The 23095-nt window shown below is 71.3% G+C and carries 19 protein-coding genes; 7 read left to right on the top strand and 12 right to left on the bottom strand.

Annotation, left to right across the window (positions count from 1 at the left end; translation table 11 throughout):
• Window positions 1-50: 50 nt before the first annotated feature.
• The 6 genes from ilvN to ilvD all read right to left on the bottom strand — a co-directional run bounded on the left by ilvN (window position 51) and on the right by ilvD (window position 6704).
• Window positions 51-593: an acetolactate synthase small subunit gene (gene ilvN, locus Q5722_RS12135; RefSeq protein ID WP_305028527.1), complete on the bottom strand. Its 543-nt coding sequence runs from the start codon at window positions 591-593 to the stop codon at window positions 51-53.
• Window positions 593-2335, bottom strand: a complete 1743-nt coding sequence (locus Q5722_RS12130) for an acetolactate synthase large subunit (protein WP_305028526.1) — start codon at window positions 2333-2335, stop codon at window positions 593-595. The genes ilvN and Q5722_RS12130 overlap by 1 nt, the downstream gene beginning before the upstream one ends.
• Window positions 2336-2578: 243 nt before the next feature.
• Entirely contained in the window at window positions 2579-3232 is a 654-nt protein-coding gene (locus tag Q5722_RS12125; protein ID WP_305028525.1) for a 4a-hydroxytetrahydrobiopterin dehydratase, read from the bottom strand.
• A gap of 12 nt (window positions 3233-3244) precedes the next feature.
• Window positions 3245-4168, bottom strand: coding sequence for a hypothetical protein (locus Q5722_RS12120; RefSeq protein WP_305028524.1), 924 nt, complete (start codon window positions 4166-4168; stop codon window positions 3245-3247).
• The gene (locus Q5722_RS12115) at window positions 4165-4860 is read right to left on the bottom strand and encodes a GNAT family N-acetyltransferase (protein ID WP_305028523.1); all 696 of its coding nucleotides are present in this window, start codon (window positions 4858-4860) and stop codon (window positions 4165-4167) included. The genes Q5722_RS12120 and Q5722_RS12115 overlap by 4 nt, the downstream gene beginning before the upstream one ends.
• Window positions 4857-6704 (bottom strand): dihydroxy-acid dehydratase, encoded by a 1848-nt coding sequence (gene ilvD / locus Q5722_RS12110; protein ID WP_305028522.1) that lies wholly within the window; start codon window positions 6702-6704, stop codon window positions 4857-4859. Before ilvD ends, Q5722_RS12115 begins: the two co-directional genes overlap by 4 nt.
• Window positions 6705-6754: 50 nt before the next feature.
• Here ilvD and Q5722_RS12105 point away from each other — a divergent pair, with 50 nt between their 5' ends.
• The 3 genes from Q5722_RS12105 to Q5722_RS12095 all read left to right on the top strand — a co-directional run bounded on the left by Q5722_RS12105 (window position 6755) and on the right by Q5722_RS12095 (window position 10208).
• The gene (locus tag Q5722_RS12105) at window positions 6755-8269 is read left to right on the top strand and encodes an adenylate/guanylate cyclase domain-containing protein (protein WP_305028521.1); all 1515 of its coding nucleotides are present in this window, start codon (window positions 6755-6757) and stop codon (window positions 8267-8269) included.
• 32 nt (window positions 8270-8301) lie between these two features.
• Window positions 8302-9816 carry an adenylate/guanylate cyclase domain-containing protein gene (locus Q5722_RS12100; RefSeq protein WP_305029068.1) on the top strand — a complete coding sequence of 505 codons (1515 nt, stop codon included), beginning with the start codon at window positions 8302-8304 and terminating at the stop codon, window positions 9814-9816.
• A 128-nt stretch (window positions 9817-9944) separates the two neighbouring features.
• Window positions 9945-10208: a hypothetical protein gene (locus Q5722_RS12095; protein ID WP_305028520.1), complete on the top strand. Its 264-nt coding sequence runs from the start codon at window positions 9945-9947 to the stop codon at window positions 10206-10208.
• A 191-nt stretch (window positions 10209-10399) separates the two neighbouring features.
• Here Q5722_RS12095 and gatB read toward each other — a convergent pair whose 3' ends face one another.
• The 3 genes from gatB to gatC are packed head-to-tail and all read right to left on the bottom strand — an operon-like array spanning window position 10400 to window position 13705.
• A complete protein-coding gene (gene gatB, locus Q5722_RS12090) occupies window positions 10400-11899 on the bottom strand; it encodes an Asp-tRNA(Asn)/Glu-tRNA(Gln) amidotransferase subunit GatB (protein WP_305028519.1) in 1500 nt (499 codons plus the stop codon).
• A 1-nt stretch (window position 11900) separates the two neighbouring features.
• A complete protein-coding gene (gene gatA / locus Q5722_RS12085) occupies window positions 11901-13406 on the bottom strand; it encodes an Asp-tRNA(Asn)/Glu-tRNA(Gln) amidotransferase subunit GatA (RefSeq protein ID WP_305028518.1) in 1506 nt (501 codons plus the stop codon).
• Window positions 13407-13408: 2 nt separating this feature from the next.
• On the bottom strand, window positions 13409-13705 hold the full coding sequence (gene gatC, locus Q5722_RS12080; protein ID WP_305028517.1) for an Asp-tRNA(Asn)/Glu-tRNA(Gln) amidotransferase subunit GatC: 297 nt from the start codon (window positions 13703-13705) through the stop codon (window positions 13409-13411).
• Between the two features lie 80 nt (window positions 13706-13785).
• On the opposite strand from gatC, the gene Q5722_RS12075 reads away from it, so the two are divergent.
• Window positions 13786-14697, top strand: a complete 912-nt coding sequence (locus tag Q5722_RS12075) for an SGNH/GDSL hydrolase family protein (protein ID WP_305028516.1) — start codon at window positions 13786-13788, stop codon at window positions 14695-14697.
• Between the two features lie 15 nt (window positions 14698-14712).
• Here the strand turns inward: Q5722_RS12075 and Q5722_RS12070 are convergent, their stop codons facing one another.
• Together Q5722_RS12070 and ligA are read right to left on the bottom strand one after the other, a co-directional pair.
• Window positions 14713-17001 (bottom strand): glycosyltransferase family 2 protein, encoded by a 2289-nt coding sequence (locus tag Q5722_RS12070; protein WP_305028515.1) that lies wholly within the window; start codon window positions 16999-17001, stop codon window positions 14713-14715.
• A 139-nt stretch (window positions 17002-17140) separates the two neighbouring features.
• The gene (gene ligA / locus Q5722_RS12065; RefSeq protein WP_305029067.1) at window positions 17141-19246 is read right to left on the bottom strand and encodes an NAD-dependent DNA ligase LigA; all 2106 of its coding nucleotides are present in this window, start codon (window positions 19244-19246) and stop codon (window positions 17141-17143) included.
• Window positions 19247-19360: 114 nt separating this feature from the next.
• Here ligA and Q5722_RS12060 point away from each other — a divergent pair, with 114 nt between their 5' ends.
• A complete protein-coding gene (locus tag Q5722_RS12060) occupies window positions 19361-19981 on the top strand; it encodes an alpha/beta hydrolase (protein WP_305028514.1) in 621 nt (206 codons plus the stop codon).
• A 123-nt stretch (window positions 19982-20104) separates the two neighbouring features.
• Here the strand turns inward: Q5722_RS12060 and Q5722_RS12055 are convergent, their stop codons facing one another.
• Window positions 20105-20581, bottom strand: coding sequence for an Hsp20/alpha crystallin family protein (locus Q5722_RS12055; protein ID WP_305028513.1), 477 nt, complete (start codon window positions 20579-20581; stop codon window positions 20105-20107).
• 204 nt (window positions 20582-20785) lie between these two features.
• On the opposite strand from Q5722_RS12055, the gene Q5722_RS12050 reads away from it, so the two are divergent.
• Together Q5722_RS12050 and Q5722_RS12045 are read left to right on the top strand one after the other, a co-directional pair.
• Window positions 20786-21388 carry a TetR/AcrR family transcriptional regulator gene (locus Q5722_RS12050; protein WP_305028512.1) on the top strand — a complete coding sequence of 201 codons (603 nt, stop codon included), beginning with the start codon at window positions 20786-20788 and terminating at the stop codon, window positions 21386-21388.
• Between the two features lie 20 nt (window positions 21389-21408).
• Window positions 21409-23088, top strand: coding sequence for an MFS transporter (locus Q5722_RS12045; RefSeq protein WP_305028511.1), 1680 nt, complete (start codon window positions 21409-21411; stop codon window positions 23086-23088).
• Window positions 23089-23095 lie beyond the last annotated feature (7 nt).

Below are 23095 nucleotides of genomic sequence, written 5' to 3'. Positions count from 1 at the left end.
TGTACGTAGGGATTGTCAGGGGGACACCCGGCCGGCGGCCGGCTGGGGACTCAGCCGGCAGCGGGCGGCGGGGTCGGAACTGCGACGGGGCGCAGGGTGCGCTCCGAGATCGAGCGCGGGCCACGACCGATCGCGACCATGCCCGACTGGACCAGCTCGCGGATGCCGAACGGCTCGACGACCTTGAGGAAGTCGGAGAGTCGCTGGCTGCTGCCGACCAGCTGGACCGTGACCGCGTCCGGGGCCACGTCGACGACGTCGGCCGAGAAGAGCTGGACCACGTCGAGGACCTGGCCACGGCTCTCGGCGTCTGCCTTGAGCTTGACCAGGAGCAGCTCGCGGTTGACCGAGGCGCTGCCGTCGAGCTCGACGATCTTCAGCACCTCGATCAGCTTGTTGAGCTGCTTGGTGACCTGCTCGAGCGGGGTCTCCTCGACGTTGACCACGATGGTCATGCGCGAGACGTCGCTGTGCTCGGTCGGGCCGACCGCGAGCGAGTCGATGTTGAAGCCGCGACGGCTGAAGAGCGCCGCGATGCGGGCCAGGACGCCGGGCTTGTTCTCGACCAGGACCGAGAGGGTGTGACGGGCCATCAGAGGTCATCCTCGTCGAACTTGGGCGCGAGGTCGCGCGCGTACTGGATCTCGTCGTTGCTGGCGCCACCGGCGATCATCGGCCAGACCATCGCGTCCTTGTGGACCCGGAAGTCGATCACGACCGGCTGGTCGTCGATCTCCATCGCCTTCTTGATGACGGCGTCGACCTCGGCCGGCGAGTCGCACGAGAGGCCGACGCAGCCGTAGGCCTCCGCGAGCTTCGGGAAGTCGGGGATGCGAACCGGCTTGTCGTGCTTCTGCAGGTCGGTGTTGGAGTAGCGCTCCTTGTAGAAGAGCGTCTGCCACTGCCGGACCATGCCGAGGTTGTCGTTGTTGACCACGGCGACCTTGATCGGGATGTCCTCGATCGCGCAGGTCGCGAGCTCCTGGTTGGTCATCTGGAAGCAGCCATCACCGTCGATCGACCAGACGGTCGTGTCCGGGCAGGCGACCTTGGCACCCATGGCAGCGGGCACCGAGTAGCCCATCGTGCCGGCGCCACCGGAGTTGAGCCAGGTGTTGGGGTTCTCGTAGGAGATGAACTGGGCAGCCCACATCTGGTGCTGGCCGACGCCCGCCGCGAAGATCGTCTCCGGACCGGAGATCGCACCGAGGCGCTCGATGACGTACTGCGGGGCCAGGCCCTCGGCCGGAGCGTCGTAGCCCAGCGGGTACTGCTTCTTGATGCCGGCGCAGAACGCGACCCAGCCCTCGTAGTCGCCCTGCTGGCCGTCGGCCTTGAGCTGCGCGATGAGCTCGGTCAGGACCTCCTTGACGTCACCCACGATCGGGACGTCGGCGTGGCGGTTCTTGCCGATCTCGGCCGGGTCGATGTCGGCGTGGATGATCAGCGCACCCGGCGCGAACGTCGAGAGGTCACCGGTCACCCGGTCGTCGAAGCGGGCGCCGAGGCTGATGATCAGGTCGGACTTCTGCAGGGCAGCGACGGCGGAGACCGTGCCGTGCATGCCCGGCATGCCGAGGTGCTGCGGGTGGCTGTCCGGGAAGGCGCCCCGGGCCATCAGGGTCGTGACGACCGGGATGCCGGTCAGCTCGGCCAGGGCGCGGAGCTCCTTGTGCGCGCCGGAGCGGATCGTGCCGCCGCCGACGTACAGGACCGGCTTGCGGGCAGCAGCGATCAGCCGGGCGGCCTCACGGATCTGCTTGGCGTGCGGACGGGTCACCGGACGGTAGCCCGGGAGCGTGATCTCGGTCGGCCAGGCGAACGACGTCATCGCCTGGAGCGCCGACTTGGTGACGTCGACGAGGACCGGACCGGGCCGACCCGTCGAGGCCAGGTGGAACGCCTCCGCGATCGTGCGGGGGATCTCCGCCGCGTCCGTGACCAGGAAGTTGTGCTTGGTGATCGGCATCGTGATGCCGCGGATGTCCGCCTCCTGGAAGGCGTCCGTGCCGATGAGGGCCTCGGGCACCTGGCCGGTGATCGCGACCATCGGGACGGAGTCCATGTAGGCGTCCGCGATCGGGGTGACCAGGTTGGTCGCGCCCGGACCCGAGGTCGCCATGCAGACGCCGACCTTGCCGCTCGCCGCGGCGTAGCCCTCGGCCGCGTGGCCGGCACCCTGCTCGTGGCGGACCAGGATGTGGCGGATCGAGCTGTCGAACAGCGGGTCGTACGCCGGAAGGATGGCGCCGCCCGGGTAGCCGAAGATGTCCTCGACGCCGGCGTGCTCCAGAGACCTCACCAGGCTCTGGGCGCCCGTCACGCTCTCGCTCATCCGTGTTCCTTCTCCGAAGTGTGAGTCCAACAAAAAACCCCTCGGCCTGCCGGCGACGAGGGGATACGCATGCACTGATCGGGATTGTGTCCGTTTCAGTCCACGCGTCGCGTGCGTACAAGAGTGCGCATGCGTCAAGACTCGCTGCCGGGTAAGGAGGCGTCAAGCAAGTATGACCGTCGTCCCATGATTCGGTACGCCGGTCCCACATCATGGCGGCCCCGCGGCTGGCCAGCCGCCTCGTCAGCTGGTGCCGATGCAGACCCGGTTGCCGTCCGGATCCGCGAGGACGACGAAGTCGGGAGCGCTCTCATCGCTCACGAGGACACCCCCGGCCGCGAGGCCGGCAGCGATGCGCTCGCCCGCGACGTCGACCGGCACCCGGATGTCGAGGTGGAAGCGCTGCTTCGGGGTCTCGTGCGGCTCCGTCTCCTGGAACCAGAGCGTCGGCGTCGCTCCGTCGGGGTCCCGCACCTCGTCGGGCAGGCGCGGGTTGTCGGCCCCGCCCAGTACGGCCTTCCAGAACGGACGGATCCGCCGCCAGTCGGCGGTGTCCAGCGCGATCTCGATCCGCTGGACCAGCTGCGGACGGGCGACGGCCCCCGCGGCGGCCGCGATCTCGCTGATCCGGCGCGCCAGCCGCAGGTCGCGCACCGTCACTCCCCCGCTGTCGTGACTGGTGAGGAGCACGTTGACGTGGCCCCAGCGCAGGTCGAGGTCGGGGTGGTGGTCCTGCTCCTCAGCCGCGGCGCCGATCGCAGCGACCAGCGCCAGGCCGGCGGCGTACGAGCCGGGGTCGTAGCGCGTGTGCAGGGCCCGGAGGAACATCCGCCAGTCGGTCAGGCCGGCGTCGTCGAACGCGGACCGCTCGATGAGGTCGCTCTGGGGAGAGGTCATGCCTCCACCGTGCTACTGGAAGCTGACGAAGTCCACCCGGGGCCGGATCCGCATCACCCGCTGCGCGGACAGCATCGGGGTGTCCTCGTCGTAGAACAGCTTGAAGCCCATCCGGAAGAGGTCGGGTCGCGCGACGGCGCGGTAGGTCGCGTACTTCTGGCGCGGCGTGCCGAAGCCGTCGACGTGCTGGATCTCCGCCAGGTCGGGACGGTCCCGGACGATGTCGATCCCCCGGATCATGTCGCGCCGGAACTGGTGGACCACGAAGAGCTTCTGCGGGAGGTGGCGCGCGACCACGAAGTCCTGCAGCCAGCGCGAGGTCAGGTTGATCTCCCACCCGGTGGTCGAGCCGATGGTGTGTCCCGGCACCTGGCTGCCGTGCATGCGCCACTCGGGGTCGAGCGCAAGGCCCACGTTCGGGTCCTTCAGGGCCCACGCCCAGCGCCTGGCGACGCTGGGGAAGTCCGCTCGCCCGGGCTGGACGTCGAGGACGAGGAGCGCGCCGGACTGGCGGGCGGCGGCCATCCACCGGCGTACGGCGACCGCGGGCACGTCGTGGTTGTAGTCACCGTCCGCACCCGCGTAGCGGTCGGCGATGGTGACGATCAGCTCGAAGACGGGCTGCGCCGGCAGGCCCGCACGACGGAACGGCGCAGCCGCCTTCTCGACCCGTGCTGCCGCCTTCCAGGGCGCCGCCTCGCCCAGCGTGCCGAGCACGGGCGTGCCGACGGTGCCGTAGTAGGCGACGAACATCCGCCCGTCGAAGAGCCGGCCCCGCTCCAGGGCCGGGGAGACCGGGTCGACAGGACTGGCATCCGCCGTGCGCGCCCGGGCCCGGTGCTCGTCGACCGAGCCGGCCGACTGGACCAGCGCGAGCACCGCGACGAGGACCAGCGCCACGGCCGCGAGGACCTGGCGGCGGATCTGCGGCGTCATCGGGCGCTGCCGTGCGGGCGGAGCGAGGTGCGCTGGACGCCGTCGGCGTCGAAGTTCTCCGGATCCAGCCAGGCCAGCTGGCGCTCACGGATGGCCGGCCACTCGGAGTCGGTGATCGAGAACCAGGCGGAGTCGCGGTTGTGGCCCTTGACCACCCGGTGCTGACGGAACGTGCCCTCGTAGGTGAAGCCGAACCGGAGCGCTGCCCGGCGCGACGGCTCGTTGAGGCTGTCGCACTTCCACTCGAGGCGGCGGTAACCGAGCTCCTCGAAGACGTGGGACTGCACCAGGTGCACGGCCTCGGTCGCGGCACGGGTGCGCGCCAGCGCCTCACCGAAGAGCACCCATCCGAGCTCGACCGAGCCGTTGGACTCGTCGACCGTGCACAGCGCGAACGTGCCGGCCACACGGCCGTCCTCCCCCACGACCGCGAACGTCGCAGGGTCGGCCTCCAGCCGCGTCGACATCAGCATCCAGAGGGACGGCAGGTCCCGAGGCGGCTCCGCGGGGAGGTAGGTCCACCGCGGGGCCGCCTGCTCGCCGCCGAGAGCGGCGTACAGCTCGCTGTAGGAGGCCGAGGTGAGTGGCCGCAGGGAGGCGTACCGGCCCTGCAGGTGCACTGCCTCGGGGGTGGGGCGGACCGACCAGCCCGGCACAGCCGGGCCGACCGGCGGCCTGGTCGGGATCGTCACTCGGGAACGCGGCGGTAGGCGCCGTCGGAGGCCGACGTCGCCATCGAGGCGTAGGCACGCAGCGCAGCCGACACCTTCCGGTCGCGGGTGGCCGGCGTGTAGGGCTTGTCGCGCTTCTCCTGCACCAGGCGGCGCTCCATCAGCACGTGGTCCTCGACGTCCAGGTGGATCGTGCGCTTCGGGATGTCGATCGAGATGGTGTCGCCGTCCTCGATGAGGGCGATCAGGCCACCCGAGGCCGCCTCCGGCGAGATGTGCCCGATGCTCAGGCCGCTGGAGCCACCCGAGAAGCGCCCGTCGGTGATGAGCGCACACTTCTGGCCCAGCCCGACGCCCTTGAGGTACGACGTCGGGTACAGCATCTCCTGCATGCCCGGGCCGCCCTTCGGGCCCTCGTAGCGGATGACGACCACGTGGCCGGGCTGCACCTTCTTGGAGAGGATGCCCTCGACGGCGGAGTCCTGCGACTCGAAGACGATGGCGGTGCCGGTGAAGGTCAGGCACTCCTCCGGGACGCCGGCCGTCTTCACGACACAGCCGTCGACCGCGATGTTGCCGGAGAGGATGGCGAGGCCGCCGTCCTTCGAGTAGGCGTGCGCGAAGTCGCGGATGCAGCCCTCCTCGGCGTCGGTGTCGAGGGAGCTCCAGACGTTCTCCGTGGAGAACGCCTGGGTCGTCCGGACACCGCCCGGGGCGGCGAGGAAGAGGTCGAGCGCCTTCTCGGACGGCTTCTCGCCGCGGATGTCCCACTCCCCCAGCCACTCGTCGAGAGACGCCGAGTGGATCGAGTGGACGTCCTCGTTGAGCGCACCACCGCGACGCAGCTCACCGAGCAGCGCCGGGATGCCACCGGCGCGGTGGACGTCCTCCATGTGGAACTTCGGGGAGTTGGGTGCGACCTTCGACAGGCACGGCACCCGGCGCGAGATGGCGTCGATGTCGTGGACGTCGAACTCCAGCTCGGCCTCGCGGGCGGCAGCCAGCAGGTGCAGCACCGTGTTGGTCGAGCCGCCCATGGCGACGTCGAGGGCGACGGCATTCTCGAAGGCGGCGCGCGAGGCGATCGCACGCGGCAGGACGGACTCGTCGTCCTGCTCGTAGTAGCGCTTGCACAGGTCCACGACGAGGCGGCCGGCCTCCTCGAAGAGGGCGCGGCGCTTGGCGTGGGTGGCGAGCGTGGAGCCGTTGCCCGGCAGGGAGAGGCCGATGGCCTCGGTGAGGCAGTTCATCGAGTTGGCGGTGAACATGCCGGAGCACGAGCCGCAGGTCGGACACGCCGAGCGCTCGACGGTGTCGAGAACCTCGTCGCTGACGCGCTCGTCGACCGCCAGCACCATCGCGTCGACGAGGTCGAGCTTGGAGTGGACGATGCCCTCGATCGCGGTGGTCTTGCCGGCCTCCATCGGGCCGCCGGAGACGAAGACGACGGGGATGTTGAGGCGCAGGGCCGCCAGCAGCATGCCCGGGGTGATCTTGTCGCAGTTGGAGATGCAGACGATGGCGTCGGCACAGTGCGCCTCCACCATGTACTCCACCGCGTCGGCGATCAGCTCGCGGCTCGGCAGGCTGTAGAGCATGCCCGCGTGGCCCATCGCGATGCCGTCGTCGACGGCGATCGTGTTGAACTCCTTGGCGACGCCACCCGCTGCCTCGATCTGCTCGGCGACGATCTTGCCGAGGTCGCGCAGGTGCACGTGGCCGGGGACGAACTCGGTGAACGAGTTCGCGATGGCGATGATCGGCTTGCCGAAGTCGCCGTCCGTCATGCCGGTCGCGCGCCAGAGGGCGCGGGCACCGGCCATGTTGCGGCCCGAGGTGGAGGTGGCAGAACGCAGAGTGGGCATGGACCAAGGTTAGTCGCCGCAGCGAGGGCGCGAGTCGGTACCTTCTCCCCGTGAGCATTCGACGAGGGCAGGCGGTCTGGTCGGGCCTGTCGCTCGACGCCAGGCTCAAGATCGGCGTCATCGCCTCCGTCATCGTGATCAACGTCGGCGGAGCGGCCCTCGCCTTCCTGCTCTCGATCCTCGTGGTGCCCCTGCCGGTCGTCTACGACTCCGAGCAGGCGATCCGCAACCTCGAGCTGCTGGTGCTCCTGCTTCCGGCGATCTGCGTGTACGGGCTCGCCGTCGGCCTGCGCCTCGTGCACCAGACGCTCGACTGGCTCGTGGAGGGCCGGCGTCCCTGGCCCGACGAGCAGCGACACGTGCTCAACGCGCCGGAGCGCGTGTTCGTGCACCATGCCCTCTTCTGGGCGATGGCCACGGTCGTCTTCGGCGTCTACAACGCCTTCTACGACGCGTGGCTCGGGCTCGTCCTGGGCGGCATCGTCGCGCTGTCCGGCCTCGGCGTCGCGTCCGTCGCCTACCTCACCACCGAGCGGCTGGCCCGCCCGCTCGCCCGCCAGGCGCTGCGCCGCGGCGTCCCGGAGCGGGTGCGGGTCCGCTCGGTGGCCGCCCGCACCATGTTCGCCTGGCTGCTCGGCACCGGCGCACCGCTCTTCGGCGTGGTCCTCGTGGGCGTCAACACCCTGGCCAACAACGTGCTGGTCTCCGTGCACCAGCTCGCCGTGACCATGCTCGTCCTCGGCCTGCTCACCCTGGCCGTCGGCGGCGCCACGGCGTACGCCGCCGCCCGCGCCAGCGCCGACCCGGTCCGCGGCCTCCGTGAGGCGTTCGCCGAGGTCTCCCGGGGCAACCTGAGCTCCCAGGTGCAGATCTACGACGGCACCGAGCTCGGTCACCTCCAGGCCGGCTTCAACACGATGGTGGCGGGCCTGCGCGAGCGTGAGCGGCTGCGCGACCTCTTCGGCCGCCACGTCGGACCCGACGTGGCGCGCAGCGCACTGGAGGGCACCGTGCAGCTCGGCGGGGAGTCGCGCCGCGTGGCGGTGCTCTTCGTCGACATCGTCGGCGTCTCGACGTTCGCGCGCGAGCACTCGCCGGGCGAGGTCGTGCGCCTGCTCAACCGGTTCCTTGAGGTGGTCGTCGAGGTGGTCCACGAGCACGGTGGCTGGATCAACAAGTTCGAGGACGACGGCGTCCTGGCCGTATGGGGCGCACCGACCGCGGTCCCCGACATGGAGGCGCAGGCCCTCCGCGCCGCCCGGGTCATGGCGGACCGCCTCCGCCGCGAGGTCACCGAGCTCGACGCCGGCATCGGCGTCTCGGCCGGCACTGCCGTCGCGGGCAACGTCGGCGCTGCGGAACGCTACGAGTACACCGTCATCGGCGACCCCGTGAACGAGGCGGCGCGGCTCACGGACCTGGCCAAGGAGCGGTCGAAGCGTGTGGCCGTCAACGCCGCCCTCCTCGACGCAGCCGGCGACGAGGCGGACCACTGGCACGAGCGCAAGCCGGTCCAGCTCCGGGGCCGCGGCACGACCACGCGACTGGCCACCCCGCTCCACTGAGCTCCGCGGGTCGGTACCTTCTCCCTGTGACGATGCGGGCAGAGGTACGACAGCGCTTCCTGGCGTTGTCGCTCACGTCGCAGGCACGCCTGCTCACCAGCCTCACGCTGGTCAGCATCAACCTGATGGGCGTCCTGCTCGTCGCCGCCCTCGCGCTCTTCGTCATCCCGCTCCCGGTCGACATCGATGCGGACTGGATCGCCTTCAACGCGGTCATCATCGTCTCCCTCGCCTGGCCGGTCGCCGTCTTCGGCCACTGGTGGGCCTTCCGGCAGGTCGAGCCCGTCGTCAGCTGGCTCGAGGCGCGTCGCAGCCCGACCGACGACGAGAAGCTGGCACTGCTCGCGGTGCCCCGCACGGCCTTCGCGTTCCACGCGCGCGGGTGGATGCTCGGCGTCGTCACCTTCATGCTGCTCAACGCCTGGCGCCTGGGCTGGAACGGCGCCTGGTCCGTCGGCCAGATCGTGCTCATCGCCGGCATCTGTGCGAGCGCGCTGGCCTACCTGGTCGCGGAGCGGCTGATCCGGCCACTCGCGAGCGTCGCGCTGCGCAACGGCGTACCGGAGAGGGCGCGGCTGCGCACCGTGGTGACGCGCACGATGTTCGCCTGGGCGCTCGGCACGGCAGCCCCCGTCGTGGGCCTGGTCATGGTCGGGTCCCGGCTCCTCACCGACGACACGAACGTGACGGTCAACCAGATCGCCCGCACGATGATCGTGATCGCCCTGATCGCCCTGGTCGTCGGCGGGCTCATGATCCTGCTCGCCGGGCGGGCCACCAGCGACCCGGTCCGCCAGCTGCGCCTCGGTCTCGCCCAGCTCGAGCGCGGCGACCTCGACGTCCACCTCCCGATCTACGACGGCACCGACATCGGCGTCCTGCAGGCCGGGTTCAACGACATGGCCGCGGGCCTGCGCGAGCGCGAGCGCATGCGCGACCTGTTCGGCCGCCACGTCGGCGACGACGTGGCCCGGGCGGCGCTCGAGGGCGGCGTACGCCTGCGCGGCGAGGCCCGCTACGTCGGCGTTCTCTTCACCGACGTCATCGGCTCGACCACCCTCGCCACCGAGCGTGAGCCGGGCGAGGTGGTCATGCTCCTCAACCGATTCTTCGAGATCGTGATCGACGTGGTCCACCAGCACGACGGCTGGATCAACAAGTTCGAAGGTGATGCCGCCCTGGCGGTGTGGGGCGTGCCCACCGAGGTCGAGGACCTCGAGCGGAAGGTGCTGCACGCGGCGCGCGAGCTGGGCCGCCGGCTGCAGGACGAGCTCCCGGAGGTGCCGGCAGGCATCGGCGTCACGGCCGGCGAGGTCGTGGCGGGCAACGTCGGTGTCGCCGAGCGCTACGAGTACACGTTGATCGGCGACCCCGTGGTCGAGGCCTCCCGCCTCTCGGAGGTCGCCAAGAGGTTCCCCGGCCGCGTCGTCGCGAACGCCGCACTGCTCGACGCCGCCGGCCCCGAGGCCGAGGCCTGGGTGCGCAAGAACCCGGTCCGCCCGCGTGGTCGGGTCGCCGAGACGGTCATCGCGGTCACCCGCGACTGACGCACGGCACCCGCGACCCCACACTCGTTGGAGAGCAGCGCTACCGCGCGCGTCGGGATTGGCGCCCCACCGGAGCGTCGCTACCCTCGCAAATGTCCCGATTCACCGACTCTCCCGAATGAGCAGCTGTGGTCTTCCAGGTCCCCCGCCAGCGCGTCGCCGCCCTCGTCGACTCGTGGGCGACCGCTGCGCAGCAGCAGGCCTGCCGCAACGCCATGGTGGCGAGCACCGCCCTGGCCCGCACGCGGGCCCAGCGGATCGTCGTGGAGGAGTTCCTCGCCGCCCGGCTGGGTGCGCGATCCGAGGTGTCCGGGTCCGCCGCCGGCGCACTCCCTCCCGACGCCCCGGAGGCGGACCCGCTCCCTCCGACGCTGTCACAGGTCGCCGACTGACGTACGCCGTCCGGTAACGATCCGGCGACGCCCGTGCGCGCGCAGGCGCCCTGTTCGCGCCGAGACGGGGCCCGTGCCGACGCGAGACGGGGCCCGTGCCGCGCGAAGCGCTGCACAGGCCCCATCCCGGCGCGCACGAGCCCCGCCCGGCCATCACTTCGCCGGCAGAGACCGAGCAAGCTCGCCTCTGCTCAGCTCAACTCCAGCTTCTCGAGGATCAGCTCGCGGGCGCGGCCGGCGTCGGCCTGGCCACGGGTCGCCTTCATGACGGCCCCCATGATCGCGCCGATGGCGCCCATGTTGCCGCCCTTGATCTTCTCGACCAGGTCAGGCTGCGACGCGAGGGCGTCGTCGATCGCGGCGATCAGGGGGCCGTCGTCGGAGACGAGCGCGAGGCCGCGCTTCTCGATGACCTCCTCGGGCGTCCCCTCGCCGGCGATGAGCCCGTCGAAGACCTGCCGCGCCAGCTTGTCGTTGATCGTCTTCGCGTCGATGAGTGCCTGGACGGCAGCGACCTGCGCCGGCGTGACACCGACCTCGGCCAGCTCGACACCGGCCTCGTTGGCACGCCGCAGCAGCTCCGCGACCCACCACTTGCGCGCGGCCTGCGGGGCGACACCCTCGGCGACGGTCGCCTCGATCAGCGGGAGCGCACCGGCAGCCCAGACATCGCGCATCTCGAGGTCGGTGAAGCCGTACTCCGCCTGGAGGCGCGCCTTCCTGGCAGTCGGGTTCTCGGGCAGCGTGCGACGCAGCTCCTCCACCCACTCCCGCGACGGGGCGACCGGCACCAGGTCCGGCTCCGGGAAGTAGCGGTAGTCCTCGGCGTCGGACTTCTCGCGCCCGGACGTCGTCTCGCCGGTGTCCTCGTGGAAGTGGCGCGTCTCCTGGACGACCGAGCCGCCCGCGTCGAGGATGCCCGCGTGGCGGCCGATCTCGAAGCGGACCGCGCGCTCGACGGAGCGGAGCGAGTTGACGTTCTTGGTCTCCGAGCGGGTGCCGAGCCTGTCCGAGCCCTTCGGAGCCAGCGAGAGGTTCACGTCGGCACGGATCGAGCCCTGGTCCATGCGGGCGTCGGAGACGCCCAGGGCCACGATCAGGTCGCGGAGCTGCGCCACGTAGGCGCGAGCGACGGCGGGCGCCTTCTCCCCCGCTCCCAGGATCGGCCTGGTGACGATCTCGATGAGGGGGATGCCGGCACGGTTGTAGTCGACCAGGGAGTACTCGGCACCGTGGATCCGGCCCGTGGCACCACCGACGTGGGTCGACTTGCCGGTGTCCTCCTCCATGTGGGCGCGCTCGATCTCGACCCGGAAGGTCTCGCCCTCGACCTCGACGTCCATCCAGCCGTCGAAGGCGATCGGCTCGTCGTACTGCGAGGTCTGGAAGTTCTTCGGCATGTCCGGGTAGAAGTAGTTCTTCCGCGCGAAGCGGCACCACTCGGCGATCTCGCAGTTGAGGGCGAGACCGATCCGGATCGCCGACTCGACGGCCTTGCCGTTGACCACCGGCATCGCGCCGGGCAGGCCCAGGCACGTCGGGCAGACCTGCGTGTTCGGCTCGGCGCCGAACTCCGTGGGGCAGCCACAGAACATCTTCGAGTTGGTGTTGAGCTCGACGTGGACCTCGAGGCCCATGGCCGGGTCGTACGCCGCGAGCGCCTTCTCGAAGGGGACGATCGTCTGGGTCATCTCACGCCTCCTTGGCGTACGCCGGAGCGGCAATCGCGGCGCCCCACTGCTTCGTGAGCGCGGCCTCGAGGGCGGCACCGACGCGATAGAGCCGCGCGTCCTCGAGGACCGGCGCGAGGAACTGGATGCCGGTCGGCAGACCGTCGGCCGACGAGACGCCCGACGGGATCGAGATGCCGGGGACGCCGGCGAGGTTCGCCGGGATGGTGGCGAGGTCCTGCAGGTAGTTGGCCAGCGGGTCGTCGGCCTTCTCGCCGAGCGCCCATGCGGTCGTCGGCGCGGTCGGGCTGACCAGCACGTCGACCTGCTCGAATGCCTTCTTGAAGTCCTCGATGATCAGCGTGCGGATCTTCTGCGCCTGGCCGTAGTAGGCGTCGTAGTAGCCCGACGACAGGGCGTAGGTGCCGATCAGGATGCGGCGCTTGACCTCGTTGCCGAAGCCCGCGTCGCGGGAGGCCTTCATGACGTCCTCGGCGCTCGGGTCGCCCTCGGGCGTGACCCGCAGGCCGTAGCGCATCGCGTCGAACTTGGCGAGGTTGCTGGAGCACTCGGCCGGCAGGATCAGGTAGTAGGCGGCCATGGCGTGCACGAAGCTCGGCAGGCTCACCTCGACGACCTCTGCACCGAGGCCCTTGAGGATCTCGATCGACTCGTCGAAGCGCTCGACGACCGGTGCGGACCACGCGTCGCCCTGGAGCTCCTTGACGATGCCGATCCGGACACCGGCGAGATCGCCCGCCGCACCCTGGCGGGCGGCGTCGGCGAGACCGGTGACCGCCGTGGCGACCGAGGTCGAGTCGAGCGGGTCGTGGCCGCCGATCAGCTCCTGCAGCAGGGCGGAGTCGAGGACCGTGCGGGTGACCGGTCCGAGCTGGTCGAGCGAGTTGGCGAGCGCGATGACGCCGTAGCGCGAGACCGACCCGTAGGTCGGCTTCACGCCCACGGTGCCGGTCATCGCACCGGGCTGGCGGATCGAGCCGCCGGTGTCCGAGCCGATCGCCAGCGGGGCCTGGAAGGCGCTCACGGCAGCCGCCGAGCCGCCGCCCGAGCCACCCGGGATCCGGGTGTGGTCCCACGGGTTCTTGACCGGGCCGTAGGCGGAGTTCTCGTTGGCCGAGCCCATGGCGAACTCGTCCATGTTGGTCTTGCCGAGGATCGGCAGGCCGGCGGCCTTGATCTTCGCGGTGACCGTGCCGTCGTACGGCGGGATCCAGCCCTCGAGGATCTTCGAGCCAGCGGTGGTCGGCAGCCCCTCGGTCGCGAGCACGTCCTTGATCGCGATCGGGACGCCGTCGAGCTCGTGCAGCGGCGCGCCGGCGGCACGGCGCGCGTCCGACGCGGCCGCCTGGGCGAGCGCACCGTCGGCGTCGACGTGGAGGAAGGAGTTCAGCTCGCCGTTGGTGGCGGCGATCTGGTCGAGGTGCGCCTGCGTCAGCTCGACGCTGGTGACCTCACCCGCGGCGAGGGCAGCGGCCTGCTCGGCGGCGGTCGTGTGGATCCAGCTCATGGTCACTCCTCCCCCAGGATGCGCGGGACGCTGAAGCGCTGCTCCTCGGCGGCGGGCGCCATCGCGAGCGCCTGCTCGGCGGTGAGGCCGGGGGTCACGACGTCCTCGCGGAAGACGTTGGTCATCGGGATCGGGTGGGACGTCGCGGGGACGTCGTCGCCGGCCACTCCCTGGATCGAGGCGACCGCCTCGAGGATGACGTTGAGCTGCGGGGCGAGGTGATCGAGCTCAGCATCGCTGAGGTCGATCCGGGCGAGATCCGCCAGGTGGCGCACCTCGTCGCGGGTCAGTTCAGGCATGCGGATCATCCTAGGTGTCGGCCCCACCGGCGGAGCCACGGGTCCACCACACCCCCGCTACCCTCGCGGCGGAGGTGGACATGGCGAAGCGACCCAGGCTCAGCCGCGTGGTGACGACGGCGGCCGCACTCGCGCTGGCAGCGTCCCTCGCGGGATGCGGAGCACCGGTTCCCGACCGGGCAGAACCCACGAGGACGAGCTCCTCGTCGGCGCCCGGCACGCAGCCGATGGCCCCGATCGACGACTACGTCGCGCTCGGCGACTCCTACAGCGCGGCCCCGCTCGTCGCCCCGCAGCGACCGGGCGACGTCTGCATGCGCTCTGCGGTGAACTACCCGACGCTCATCGGGCAGGAGGTCGGGGCCTCGGTCGACGACCGGACCTGCAGCCAGGCCCAGTTCGAGCAGCTGACCACCGCGCAGGCGCCGTCGGTACCGCCCCAGCTCGACGGCCTCACCGACCACACCGACCTGGTGACGATCGGGCTCGGCGCCAACCCGGCTGCGTCGCGGGCGTGGTTCCTCGACTGCCCGCGGCTGACAGCCAGCGATCCCCACGGTTCTCCCTGCCGTGACTACTTCGAGCGCAGCGGCACGGACCAGGTGATGCAGGTCCTGGACCAGGGCCGGCAGCAGATGGTGGACGCCCTGCACACGATCCACCGCCGGTCGCCGAACGCGCGCGTCCTGGTCATCGGCTACCCGGACATCTTCCCCGCGACGGGCACCTGCGACGAGCTGGGGCTCGCGACCGGGGACGTCGCCTACGCACGGCGCGTCCTGCAGCACCTGAACCACAACCTCGAGCGCGCAGCAGCCCAGGGCGATGCGACCTACGTCGACACCTACACCGCGACCCGGGGCCACGACATCTGCGCGTCGGACCCGTGGATCCAGGGCCGCACCAGCGCGCCGGGAGTCGCGATGTTCTACCACCCCCGTGCGGCCGAACAGCAGGCCGTCGCCGACCTGGTGGTCAGCCTGCTTCGCTGACGCCCGGCGCCGGCGTCACGGACGGCCCGTCGGCCGGGCCGTCGGCGGCCCCGAGGTCGCCGGCTTGCGGGTCGGCGACGCGGTCGGCTTCCCGGCCACGACCGTCGGCGTCGGCGCCACGGTGGGCGTCGCACGCACCGTGCGCGTGGGTGCCGCCGACGTCGGTGCCGGAGCGGCCGAGGTGGGCGCCGCGGTCGCCAGCGTCGCCGGCACACCCGGGGTCGGAGTGGCCGACAGCGAGGCACCCGGCGTGGCGGAGCCGGTGACGGACGGACGCGGGTGCCGGGTCGTGTCGTCGCTGATCCGCGGCACCACCCCCGCGATCCGGTCCTTCGTCGGCGTCAGGTCGGGAGCACCGACCGGCGCAGCGACGACGAGAAGGCCCAGACAGGTGGTCGCGACGAGCGCGACCAGGATGCCGCCGCGACGAGCGGCCGGGCCGGTCCACGACCGGAGCCCGGAGGCGCGCCGGCGACGCAGGTCCTCGGGCAGGTCCGCCCGGATCGCGGCGAGACTGTTGACCGGTGCCAGCCCGTAGCCGAGCGCGTGCACCAGCAGCAGGACGCCGATCACGATGCCCGTCGCTCCCCCGTGCCCGAGGCTCACGACGGCACCGGCGAGGCAGAGCAGCGCGATCCCGCTCTCGGTCAGGTTGCCCCGCAGCGCGTGCCGCCATCCGAGCTCCCCGCGGACCTTCGGCGTACGCAGGAAGGCGCCCTCGCGCGCCACCAGTCCCTTGGCGGAGGCACGGGCGACGGTCAGGCCGAGCGCGAGCCACAGCCCGAACGCACCGCGCGCCTCCGCCCACGTCGCCCCCGACGTACGCCGGACCAGCGCGAGCGACCGGACGGCGCCGAGCACGACGAGCGCCACGAGGCAGAGCAGGATCAGGCCGGAGAGCTGCCGGACGACGATCGAGTGACCGGTCACGAGCCCGATGGCGCCGGCCAGCAGGAAGCCGGTGAACAGCACGGATGCGAGGTCCCCGAACCACTGCAGGCCACCGACGAAGTAGGCCCACCGCTGGGCCATCGTCAGCTGGTTGGCAGCGGTGCGTCGGCCGGGCAGCAGCGAGCGCCAGTGCATCCGCAGGATCTGGATGCCGCCGAAGCACCACCGGTAGCGCTGGCGCTTGAGGGCCTCGAAGGTCAGCGGCATGATGCCGTGGCCGAACGACTGGTCGATGTGGATGCCGCGCCCACCGCCGCGCAGCAGCCGCAGGGAGAGCTCGGCGTCCTCGGTGATGCACCACTCGTCCCAGCCACCGACGGCCTCCAGCTGCGCGCGCTGGATCAGCCCCATGGTGCCGCCGAAGATGGCGCCGTTGCGCTCGTTGCGCGACCGCTGCGAGACGTCGAAGAAGTAGCCGTAGGAGTAGTAGAGGCGGCGGAAGTAGCCCGCCTCCTCCCAGTCGCGGTAGTCCTGCGGGGTCTGCACGAACGAGACCGTCGGGTCTGCGAGCAGCGGGGCGCAGCGGGCCAGGAAGTCCGGGCGGACGAGGTAGTCGGCGTCGACGATGCCGATCACCTCCGCGCGCGGGTCGGTGACCCGGAGCGCCTCGTTGAGGGCGCCGCTCTTGTAGCCCGGCCAGTCGGCCAGGTGCAGGAACCGCAGCCGGTCGTGCTGCGCGCAGAACGCCTCGACAGGTCGCCACAGCGCCTCGTCGTCGGTGTTGTTGTCGACGAGCAGGACCTCGTAGTCGTCGTAGTCGAGCGCGAGGAGCGACTCCAGGGTCGCGATCACCATGTCCGGCGGCTCGTTGTGCGTGGGCACGTGCAGCGAGACGAAGGGTCGTCGTGCCGTGGGCAGCGCTCCCGAGGCGTCGACGTACGACGACCACTGGCGGCGCGCGAGGACGTCGACGAGCTCCCACAGGTAGCCGACGCCGATCAGGAAGACGAACGCCTCGAGCAGCCACAGGAGGACGCCGCCGACCCACTCGCCCGTGCCGAGGTCGGCGCCGGCCATCCAGACCAGAACGTAGACGAGGTAGCCCACGCCGACGTCGAGGGAGAGCGCCCACGCCACGAGGCCCCGGGTCGCCCGGTCACGGGCCACGGGCGCCCAGACCGCCACACTGCCAGCCAGCAGCAGGCCGATGAGGGCGACCTGGCCGGGAGCACGGCCGAGGAGCGCCGCGACGAGCGCCCCGAGGAGCCCGACCACCAGCGCCGCGGCCAGGCCCCGGCCGGCGGGCGACTCGACGGCGCGCCGGCGCCCCGCGTCACGGATCGCGAAGACGCCGATCGTCGCGGGCACCAGCAGGACGACGGCCGCGAAGAGCAGCCCCGAGAGAAGGTCCATGGCGGCAGGTTAGGTCTCGTTGCTGACAGATGCGTGAAGCGACCCGGCCGTGCCGGTCGGGGTGAGCGGCGGCGAGGCCGGGTCCGGCGAGCGGGGAGGCCTGTCGTCAGCCGGCGGCGAGACATCTCCGGGCTTCGGGCTAACCCTCCAGTGCAGCCGGGCCGCCGGCGAGCAGGCGCACGAACGCCTCCTCGTCGAGGATCGTGAGGCCGAGCTCCTCCGCCTTCGCCGCCTTGGACCCGGCGTTCTCCCCGACGACGACGTAGTCGGTCTTCTTCGACACCGACCCGGCGGCCTTGCCACCGCGGGCGATGATCGCCTCCTTGACCGAGTCGCGCGTGAAGCCCTCCAGACCGCCGGTCACGACGACGGTGAGTCCCTCGAGCGTGCGCTCGACGGACTCGTCGCGCTCGTCCTCCATGCGTACGCCGGCGGCGGCCCACTTCTCGACGATCTCGCGGTGCCAGTCGACGCCGAACCACTCGATGACCGCCTCGCCGATCACGGCGCCGACCCCCTCGGTCTCGGCCAGCTCCTCGAGCGTCGCCGCCCGGATCGCCTCCATCGAGCCGAACCGGGTGGCGAGGGCGCGGGACGCGCTCGGCCCGCAGTGCCGGATCGAGAGCCCGACCAGGACGCGCCACAGCGCCGCCTGCTTGCTCGCGTCGAGGTTGGCGAGCAGCTTGAGGGCGTTGGCGGTGAGCTGAGGCCCCTCCTCCCCCTTCTTCGGCGCACGCGTGAAGAGCGGCACCTGCAGGAGCTTCTCCGGGGTCAGGTCGAAGACGTCGCCCTCGTTGGCCACCACCCCCGCCTGGTGCAGCGCGATCGCCGCCTCGTAGCCGAGCCCCTCGATGTCGAAGGCGCCACGACCAGCGACGTGGTTGATCCGCTCGACCACCTGGGCCCGGCAGTCGCGGTGGTTGGGGCAGCGCCGGTCCTTGTCGCCTGCCTTCTGCTCGACGAGCTCGGTGCCGCAGGCGGGGCAGGTCGTGGGCGGGACCCACGCCGGCAGACCCTCCGGCCGCAGCGCGAGGACGGGGCCGAGGATCTCCGGGATCACGTCGCCCGCCTTGCGCAGGATGACGGTGTCGCCCGGGCGCACGTCCTTGCGCGCGACCTCGTGGAAGTTGTGGAGCGTGGCCATCTCGACCGTCGACCCGGCGACCTTCGTCGGCTCCATGCGTCCGAACGGCGTGACCCGGCCCGTGCGGCCGGTGTTGACGAGGACGTCGAGGAGCTTGGCGTGCACCTCCTCGGGCGGGTACTTGAACGCGATCGCCCACCGCGGCGCGCGGCTGGTCGACCCGAGCCGGCGCTGCAGCGCCACGTCGTCGACCTTGACCACGACCCCGTCGATCTCGTGGTCGAGGATCGTGGCGTCGTGGCGGTGCTCGCCGTAGAAGTCGATGAACTCCTGCACCTCGGCCAGCCCGGGCACGACCTTCACCGTCGGCGCGACCGGAAGGCCCCAGGCTGCCAGGGCGGCATAGGCCTGCGACTGGGTGCTCGCGTCGAAGCCCTCGCGCGCGCCGATGCCGTGGCAGACCATGGTCAGCCGACGCGACGCCGTCACCGCCGGGTCCTTCTGGCGCAGGGAGCCGGCGGCAGTGTTGCGGGCGTTGGCGTAGAGGGGCTTGCCCGCCGCAGCCTGCTGCTCGTTGATCTCCTCGAAGACCACGGTCGGCAGGTAGACCTCGCCACGCACCTCGACCAGCGCCGGCACCGGGAACTCCGGCGTGCCCTTGAGGCGGTGGGGCACCGACGAGATCGTGCGCACGTTGGGCGTGACGTCCTCGCCCGTCGTGCCGTCGCCTCGCGTGAGGGCACGGGTCAGGACGCCGTCGGTGTAGAGGATGTTGATGGCGAGACCGTCGACCTTGAGCTCGCAGAGCAGCTCCGGCCGGGTGCCGCTGTCGCGGACGACGCGGTCGAACCAGGCGGCGAGCTCGTCTGCGGAGAAGGCGTTGTCGAGCGACTCCATCCGCCGGAGGTGGTCGTACGACGCGAAGTCGGTGTAGGCCTTCCCCATGACCCGCTGGGTGGGGCTGTCGGGCGTGATCAGCTCGGGGAACTGCTCCTCGAGGTCGCGCAGCTGCGCCAGCAGGGCGTCGTACGCCGCGTCGGAGAGGGGCGAGGTGCCGTCGCGGTAGTAGGCGTCGGAGGCCCCCTCGATCTGCTCGCTGATCTCGCGGTGGCGGGCAGTGGCGGAGTCGGTGGCGTCCAGCGGCTCGGTCATGGGGTCCATCTTGCCGTGCGGCACCGACACCCTGCGGCAGGGCGGAGGATGGTGGGAACCGGACCCATCCGGAAGCCGCCCCGCGACGAACCAGAGAGCCGAGACATCCGCGAGAGGAACCCCGTGCCCGACCCCCTGCTCACCCGCAGCGACCCGCCCACACCACCGCGCGCGGTGGCGCTCGTCCTCCACGGGGGCGCGGTCCGCTCGACACGGGCTGTCGACGGGCGGAGCGCGTCGTGGCAGCGGGCACGGGCCCTGCAGCGCGCACTCAGCCCCGATCTGCACGCCGCCGGCGTGGCCGTCTGGCTGCTGCGCTTCCGCGTGCGCGGCTGGAACGACCCGGCGCGGCCCTCACCGCTCGCCGACGCGAGGTGGGCGCTGGAGACGGTGCGCCGCGAGCTCGACCTGCCGGTCGCCCTCCTGGGCCACTCCATGGGAGCGCGCACCGCCGTGCACGTCGCCGACGACCCGTCGGTCCGCGGCGTCGTCGGACTGGCTCCCTGGCTGCCGCAGGGCGAGCCCGTCGCGGCACTGCGCGACCGCCACCTGGTCGTCGGCCACGGTCGGCGCGACCGGATCACCTCGTTCGCCCAGAGCCGTGCGTACGTCGAGCGCTCGCGCACGGTCGCCCGCTCGGCGGAGTTCCACGATCTCGGCGATGCCGGCCACTACCTGCTCCGGGCCAGCGGACGCTGGAACGCGTTCGCGGCCGGGTCCGTGCTCGACGTCCTCGCGCCCTGACGACAGTGCCCTGACGACGGCGCACCGGCCACGGCGCACCGGCCACGGGCACCGGCACGGCACCGGCACGGCACCGGGCGGGCGAGCACACCCGCTCCCGCCCGCCCGGCCGATCACCGGAGGTCAGCTCGACGAACCGGCGTCGTGCGTCTCCTTCGTCTCGATCTGGGCCGCGTCACGACCGCCGCCGACCTGGGTGGCACCGTGGCTGATCTGCACCTTGCGGGGCTTGGCCTTCTCCGCCACGGGGACGACGAGTCGCAGCACGCCGCCGTCGTACGACGCGTCGATGCGCTCGAGGTCGAGGTTCTCCCCCAGGACGAGCTGGCGGCTGAAGAGGCCGCGCGGCCGCTCGGCTGCAAGGGGTTCCCAGTCACCGCTGCGCGAGGGACGCTCCGCGCGGATCGTCAGGACGTTGCGCTCGACGTCGATGTCGAGCGTGTCCGGGGCGACGCCGGGCAGGTCGAACTCGAGGACGAAGCGATCGCCCTCGCGCCAGGCGTCCATCGGCATGATCGCGGGCCGGGACGTGGTGCCGGCGCCCATGACCTGCTGGGCGAGCCGGTCGAAGTCCCGGAACGGGTCGGTCCGAAGCAACATGGTGGTTCACCTCCGATGTGTGGTTGTCGGGGCAGGTGTTCTCACTGCCCACCCATCGAAATAGCGCGCGATCGGGCGTCGTTCAAGGGGCGTCGGCGAGGTCGTCGGCACCAGCACGACGATCCCGGGGTTGCCATGGGATGAAACGATGTCGTACCGTCTGACGAAACGAAACTGTTTCGTTCTACTTGCACGGAGAAGCCCATGATGATGTCCTCCCTCACCGGGCACGGCAGCCGGCCGCGCGTCGAGGGCGACCGCGAGCGCGAGATCCTCGAGTCCACCCTCGAGGTCCTCTCGGAGGTCGGCTACGACCGGCTCACCATGGATGCCGTGGCCAAGCGGGCCAAGGCATCCAAGGCGACGCTCTACCGTCGCTGGGAGGCGAAGGTCTCCCTCGTCATCGACGCCCTCCTGCTGACCAAGCCGGCGCCGGAGACCCCCGACACGGGCAGCTTCCGCGAGGACCTGATCGCGGCGTACTGCGGCCCCGAGGGGATGATCCAGCCGCAGGCCCTCTCGCTCTTCTCGAGCGTGCTCACCGCCATCCAGCGCGACCCCGAGTTCGCCTCGGAGTTCCGTACCAAGGTCATCGGCCCCAAGGTCGCCGTGTCGTTCGAGATCTACGAGCGCGCGAAGGCGCGTGGCGAGATCCGGGGCGACCTGCCGATCGACCTGTTCGCCCCGGCGCTCGCCGGCATCTGCCTGCACCGCGCCTTCATGCTCGGCGAGATCCCGGACCAAGACCTGGTCACGCGGATCGTCGACGAGCTGATCGTTCCCGCTGCCACCCACACCGTCGCCTGACCCGACTCGTAAGGAACCCCATGTCCAACGTCGCACTCGACCCGATCGAGGAGCAGGAGCCCGTCAAGGGCTCCACGCACCTCGGCTGGGCCCTCGTCCTCATCTGCGTCGCGCAGCTGATGGTCGTCCTCGACGCCACCATCGCCAACATCGCGATCCCGTTCATCGGCCGCGACCTCGAGATCACCGGCACGAACCTGACCTGGATCGTGACCGGCTACGCCCTCGCCTTCGGTGGCTTCCTGCTCCTGGGTGGCCGCCTCGGTGACCTCTTCGGTCGCCGCCGCGCCTTCATGATCGGTCTCACCGTCTTCGCGGTCGCCTCGCTCCTGGGTGGCCTCGCCCAGAACGAGGGACTCCTGCTCGGCGCCCGTGGCCTCCAGGGCCTCGGCGCCGCACTGGCCTCCCCCGCCGCGCTGTCGCTGATCACCACGACGTTCCCGCCGGGCCCGCAGCGCAACCGCGCCATGGCCATGTACGCCACCATGTCCGGCGTCGGCGCGGCCATCGGCCTCATCCTCGGCGGCTGGCTCACCGGCTCGAACCCGTCGATCTTCGGCTGGGACGTGCACGGCTGGCGCCTGACCTTCCTGATCAACGTCCCGATCGGCCTGGCCGCGGCCTTCCTCGCGCCGCGCATCCTGCCCGAGTCCGACCGCCACGACGGCCGCCTCGACGTCCCCGGCGCCGTCCTCGGCACGGCGGGCCTGGTCTCGCTGGTCTTCGGCCTCACCCGGGCCGGCAACCAGGACTACGGCTGGGGCGCCGGATCCACGATCGGCGCACTCGTCGCCGCTGCGGTACTGCTCGTCGCGTTCATCGTGGTCGAGTCGCGGGTCGCCGAGCCCCTGCTGCCGTTCCGCGTCTTCGCCAACCGCACCCGTGCGGCGTCGTTCGTCGCGATGATGCTGATGCCGGCTGCGATGTTCTCGATGTTCTTCTTCCTCTCCCAGTACATGCAGAACGTCATCGGCTACTCGCCGCTGCGCACCGGCTTCGCGTTCCTGCCGTTCTGCTTCGGCATGGTGATCTCGGCCGGTGTCGTGTCCAACCTGGTCACGCGGATCGACCCGAAGCTCATCGCCGGCGTCGGCACCCTGGTCGCCGCCTCCGCGCTCTTCGGCTTCTCGCGCCTCTCGGTGCCGGACGGCGCCAGCGACGTCCTCGCCGCACTGCAGCCGGGACACCACCTGGGCGACGACATCAACTACTGGACCCAGATCATGCCGTTCATCACGATCATGGCCCTGGGCATGGGCGCGGTCTTCGTGCCGCTCACCCTGACCGCGGTGCACCACCTGCGCCACGAGGACTCGGGCATCGGCTCCGGCGTCCTCAACACGATGCAGCAGGTCGGTGGCGCGCTCGGTCTGGCGGTCCTGTCGACCGTCGGCGCCCACTTCGGCAACGCCCACGCGGAGAAGATCGGCGGCGCGCTGCACACCGGCTTCTTCGCGTGGTGGAACAACCAGCCCGCCGCCACGCAGGCCGCCGCGCTGGCCAAGGCCGGCGTCGAGAACGTGAAGGAGCTCTTCGGTGGCGTGACCTACCTCGGCTCGTTCCCGACCGGCGCCACGCACGGCTTCCTGGTCGGCACGTTCCTGATGCTCGGCGCCTCGCTGATCATCTGGGTCTTCCTCAACGTCAAGCACGAGGAGCTCCAGGACGCCGAGGGCCACGGCGGAGTCCACATCGGCTGACCCGCCG

It is taken from the genome of Nocardioides jiangxiensis (genome assembly GCF_030580915.1).
GTDB classification, from domain to species: Bacteria; Actinomycetota; Actinomycetes; order Propionibacteriales; family Nocardioidaceae; genus Nocardioides; species Nocardioides jiangxiensis.
Note: the sequence above shows the minus strand (reverse complement) of the source record. Positions and strands in the feature narration are given on the sequence as shown.